Genomic DNA, 4,632 nt, shown 5'->3' with positions numbered 1-4,632 from the left:
GATATACCTCTTTCTTAACTATGCTTATTTTACCTCATATTTTCGAGATCCTTAACAGGTTCTTACACCTAACCAATTGCACAAAATTCCTTTTACCATTTTAACCCCCTAGTTAATTAATATATTATAATTTTACATTCCCAATGTTTAAATTATTATTAAATTAACTGTCATTATGTATTGACCTTTTAATAATTTTGTTTGACTTGCTTTTTGAAAGTGCGGAAACTTAAATTAAGGTATTACAAGATTGTTATTCAACCAATATCTCTCTTTTCCCTGAGTAATTTGGAGCGCTGACAATACCTTCCTTTTCCATTCTTTCAACGATGTTTGCTGCTCTGTTATAGCCTATTCTAAGCTGCCTTTGAATGTAACTGGTTGAAACTTTTTGATCTCTTTGAATGATGGCCACTGCTTGGTTATAGAGGTCATTTTCTTCATCCTCCGTTTCATCGTGTGACTCTGTAGAAGAATTTTCATCTTCTTTAGTGATTTCCTCCATGTAGTTTGGCTCACCTTGCATTTTCAGATGATCAACTATATCTTGCACCTCATTATCACTTACAAATGGGCCGTGAACTCGAATGATCTTACCACCAGAGGCCATATAGAGCATGTCACCCATGCCGAGCAATTGTTCAGCCCCTTGTTCGCCAAGTATTGTACGGCTATCTATCTTAGAAGTAACAGCAAAACTGATTCTCGTTGGAAAGTTCGCCTTTATCACACCTGTGATCACATCCACAGATGGGCGTTGTGTTGCCATTATGATGTGTATTCCTGCAGCACGAGCCATCTGAGCTAAGCGTTGAATAGAGCACTCTATTTCTTTGCCGGCAACAAGCATCAAATCTGCCATTTCATCCACGATCACTACAATATATGGAAATGTTTCCATCTTGATTGGTATTTTTTCAAACAGAGGTTTGCCTGTTGTTGAGTTAAAGCCAATCTGCACAACGCGCTCCAATTCTATTCCACTATTCATCGCTTCTGTGATTTTTTGATTATAGTTTATAACATTGCGCACATTCAAATACGACATCATGCGATAGCGGTTTTCCATTTCTTTCACTATCCACTTAAGAGCGACTACAGCCTTTTTTGGCTCTGTTACCACTGGCGTTATTAGATGTGGTATTGCATCATATATTGAAAGCTCAAGCATTTTGGGGTCGATCATTATCATCTTGCATTCGTCAGGACTTAATCGATAAACGAGTGAAAGAATCATAGTGTTAATCGCAACTGATTTACCAGACCCTGTGGTTCCAGCAACGAGCAAGTGAGGCATTTTAGTTAGATCTGCAATAACTGGTTTTCCACTTATTTCTTTGCCAAGCGCAATTGGAAGATTTAAGTTTGCATTTTGGTATTCTGGTGATTCAAGCAAATCACGCAGCATTACAATTTCCCGTTCCTTGTTCGGCAACTCTATTCCCATAGCATTTTGCCCACGAATTATTGAAATACGTGCAGAGAGTGCACTCATCGAACGTGCAATGTCATCTGCAAGGCCAATTACTCTTGCAGATTTCGTACCAGCTTGTGGTTCAAGTTTGTATAAAGTCACAACCGGCCCATAGCATACACTGATAATTTTTCCTTGCACGCCAAAATCACTCAGGACTTGTTCCAGCAGAGATAAATTTTTATTGCTCTCCATTTCATTCAGCTGTTTTCTCTGCAAAGACTCCTCTGCTTTGGAAAGTAAATGAATGCTGGGAAATTCGAACTCACTGAAAATTTCTTCGGTAGCTTTTTTCTGTCTTTCTTTTGGTTGTTGTTTAGTAGTGATTTTAGTTCTATGTTTTTCTTCTACTACTAATGGTGCAATTGAATACTCAGTAGTTTTATGTGATCTGAAGAATGGAACATTTACAAATAAGCAAGCTATTTTTTTACATAAGAAGAATAGAGAGTAAATTGCTCTCTTCCAACCAACAGATCCTACAAGACCTATTAATGTTACTATCACAAATACATAAAACGGGCAGTTATTAACGAGTGCATTCCCTATTATTCCACTGTGTCTGTACCTTGCTGTGATGCCTAGCGAAAGTTGTGGTAATATAGCACATACCCCTAAATTGATTAATATTAAATAGAGAATTTTCAGCAGTATTTTTGCTGGCCTGAAGATCAACAAGTAAACTATGGTTGTAGCTATTGTAACACTAGTTAATCCAAGAAATTGAACCAATATATCAGCTAAATATGAACCTACTATTCCACCTAAATTTGTCACTTCCTCATTTGTAGCCGTGTTTAAGGAAGGATCTTTATAGTTATAGCTAAAAACTGATATATATATTAAAAGGGATAGATATATTGCTGATTTTAGATATTTTTTTAACATCTACCTAAAGTAGTAAGCTACTGTATATTTTACAAAGTGAATTGTTATTAGCAATATCATCATAGATAAATCTAATCCGTTGAACGGTGGTATATATCTTCTAATAATCTTTAGTGGTGGATATGTCAATTGGTTCAAGATGTGCATTATGCTACTGACAGTTTCATTATATATGTTCACCATATTAAGTTTAACCAACCAGTTTAGGACAACCCAACATATTAGAATGAAGCTATAAAGATCAAGTAACGTATTGAGTAGATATATGATTGGATGCATACATATCTATTACACGAAAGTTATATAAAAGACAAGTATTTAGCCTTTTCAAACTCAAAATGTTGTTTTTGCTGAACCAAAAAAAACTTCATTTTTTGAGCTGGGCAAAGCCACCTAAAGTAGAGAATGGACAAGGAAGGAGGGGTGTATAATATATACTAATGTTGGTATTTATTTCTTATAAATATCATCTCTATGTCCTATCTCTGTGATAGTTACTATATGATCTAATTGATTTACTCTGTAAATTACACGATAGTCACCAACTCTTAGCCTTCTACATCCTTTTAAGTTATGATGTAGTGGTTCACCAAAATTTATTGGGTCAACTGTAAGACGTTCTTTTATAGCCTTTTGAACTCTTAGCCCTATTGTCTTTGGAAGGTTTGGTAAATCTTTTTCAACAACACTCTTTAGAGACTTAACCTTGTAACGCTCTAATCCCACTTAATATCTTCAAAATCAACTGTTTCTGCACCTTCAACATCACGCTCATCAGAAATTTTAGATACTAAAAAATCCTCCATTTCAAGCTCAACTGCTTCTCTAAATAGTTTTCCCGCTAATTCTTGAACGGGCTGTTTAGTAAATTCAGATAATTCAGCAAGATGCTTTAAAGTTTCTTCGCTAAGAGCTATGTTAATGCCTGAATCTGCCATATGTTTTACCAAAGTCCACTAATAATTATACAACATTTTTTTTAATTTTTCAATAAAGAAAGGAGTGGTGTATAAAAATATATTTAATGTTTCAGTAGTCCAATATTGCCTGCTTGTAAATATTGTCCCTGTGTCCTATTGAAACAATAATTACTATACGTTTTACAGTATTTACACGGTAGACAATACGATAATCATCAGCAACTTTTATTCTTCTATGTTCCTTTAATCTCTTGCGTAGCAACACACCGTTACCAATAGGATCAGTCTCAAGATACTCTTTTATTGCATCTTTAATACTTGGCTTTACATCTTCCGGCAAGGAAGGCAAATTTCTTTTAAGAACATGCTTTAGATATTCAATGGTGTATTGCTTATTTCCAGATGTCTTCACTATCCTCTACTTCTTCTGCATCATCAGAATTTAACTCCCTAATAATTTTGGAAAATGCAATATCTTCCGCTTCAAGTTCGATTGCTTCCTTGACTAGCTTTTCTGTTAATTTTTGAACAGACTGCTTGGTGGCTCTAGCTAGTTCAACAAGATGCTGCGAAGTTTCTGGGTTGAAAGTTACACTAACCTTTGAATTTACCATAAGTTTTACCAAAGTCTACTACTATAGCTATTTTACAACATTTTTTTTAATTTTTCAATAAAGAAAGGAAGGAGGGCTGTATAAAAATATATTTAATGTTTATCAAGTAGCCTTCTCATAAATGGTGTCTCTATGTCCTGCTGTAGCAACAAATACCTTATGTTTTGCAATATTTACAGTATAAATAATTCGATAATCACTAACCCTTATTCTTCTATACCCTTTTAGCCTGCCACGTAATGGTTTACCAAATTTAATTGGATCAGTTGTAAGCCGCTCGTTTATCGCTTTTGTAATCCTTGACCTTATTGTTTTTGGAAGATTTAGAAAATCTCTTTCAGTAAAGTTTTTTGAGTAGACAATATCGTATTTCAGTTTATGTCCTCTCCCTTTCAGATAGTACTGTGTTCCAGTCTACATCCTCACATTCCTTAATAGTTTTATATAACGCAATATCTTCTACTTCGCACTCGATTCCTTCGATGACTAACCTTTTTGCTAGTTCTTGAACGGATTCCTTGGTGATTTCAGCTAACTTAGTAAGGTTATGTGAAGTTTTTGGGTCAAAAGTTATACTAATTCCTGAATCTGTCATATGTTTTACCAAAGTCTACTAATAATTATACAACATTTTTCTGAATTTTTCAATAAAGGAAGTTGATGATATGTAAGAACCTGTTAAGGATCTCGAAAATATGAGGTAAAATAAGCATAGTTAAGAAAGAGGTATATCTAT

General features: G+C 34.6%; 8 protein-coding genes. All 8 read right to left on the bottom strand.

Features of this window, described 5'->3' with window-relative positions:
* Positions 1-253: 253 nt before the first annotated feature.
* Entirely contained in the window at positions 254-2,362 is a 2,109-nt protein-coding gene (locus OZD61_RS00515) for an FtsK/SpoIIIE family DNA translocase (RefSeq protein WP_274979448.1), read from the bottom strand.
* Positions 2,363-2,641, bottom strand: coding sequence for a YggT family protein (locus OZD61_RS00510; RefSeq protein ID WP_274979447.1), 279 nt, complete (start codon positions 2,639-2,641; stop codon positions 2,363-2,365).
* Between the two features lie 171 nt (positions 2,642-2,812).
* On the bottom strand, positions 2,813-3,088 hold the full coding sequence (locus tag OZD61_RS00505) for a type II toxin-antitoxin system RelE family toxin (RefSeq protein ID WP_274979446.1): 276 nt from the start codon (positions 3,086-3,088) through the stop codon (positions 2,813-2,815).
* Entirely contained in the window at positions 3,079-3,300 is a 222-nt protein-coding gene (locus OZD61_RS00500) for a hypothetical protein (protein ID WP_274979445.1), read from the bottom strand. Before OZD61_RS00500 ends, OZD61_RS00505 begins: the two co-directional genes overlap by 10 nt.
* Positions 3,301-3,391: 91 nt before the next feature.
* Positions 3,392-3,694, bottom strand: coding sequence for a type II toxin-antitoxin system RelE family toxin (locus tag OZD61_RS00495; RefSeq protein ID WP_274979444.1), 303 nt, complete (start codon positions 3,692-3,694; stop codon positions 3,392-3,394).
* A complete protein-coding gene (locus tag OZD61_RS00490; RefSeq protein ID WP_095742622.1) occupies positions 3,675-3,896 on the bottom strand; it encodes a hypothetical protein in 222 nt (73 codons plus the stop codon). The genes OZD61_RS00495 and OZD61_RS00490 overlap by 20 nt, the downstream gene beginning before the upstream one ends.
* A 102-nt stretch (positions 3,897-3,998) precedes the next feature.
* Positions 3,999-4,259 carry a type II toxin-antitoxin system RelE family toxin gene (locus OZD61_RS00485; RefSeq protein ID WP_255324035.1) on the bottom strand — a complete coding sequence of 87 codons (261 nt, stop codon included), beginning with the start codon at positions 4,257-4,259 and terminating at the stop codon, positions 3,999-4,001.
* A 13-nt stretch (positions 4,260-4,272) separates the two neighbouring features.
* Entirely contained in the window at positions 4,273-4,491 is a 219-nt protein-coding gene (locus OZD61_RS00480; protein ID WP_006279413.1) for a hypothetical protein, read from the bottom strand.
* Positions 4,492-4,632: the final 141 nt, after the last annotated feature.

This window comes from Wolbachia endosymbiont of Drosophila bocki (assembly GCF_028982005.1).
GTDB lineage: Bacteria > Pseudomonadota > Alphaproteobacteria > Rickettsiales > Anaplasmataceae > Wolbachia > Wolbachia pipientis.
Note: the sequence above shows the minus strand (reverse complement) of the source record. Positions and strands in the feature narration are given on the sequence as shown.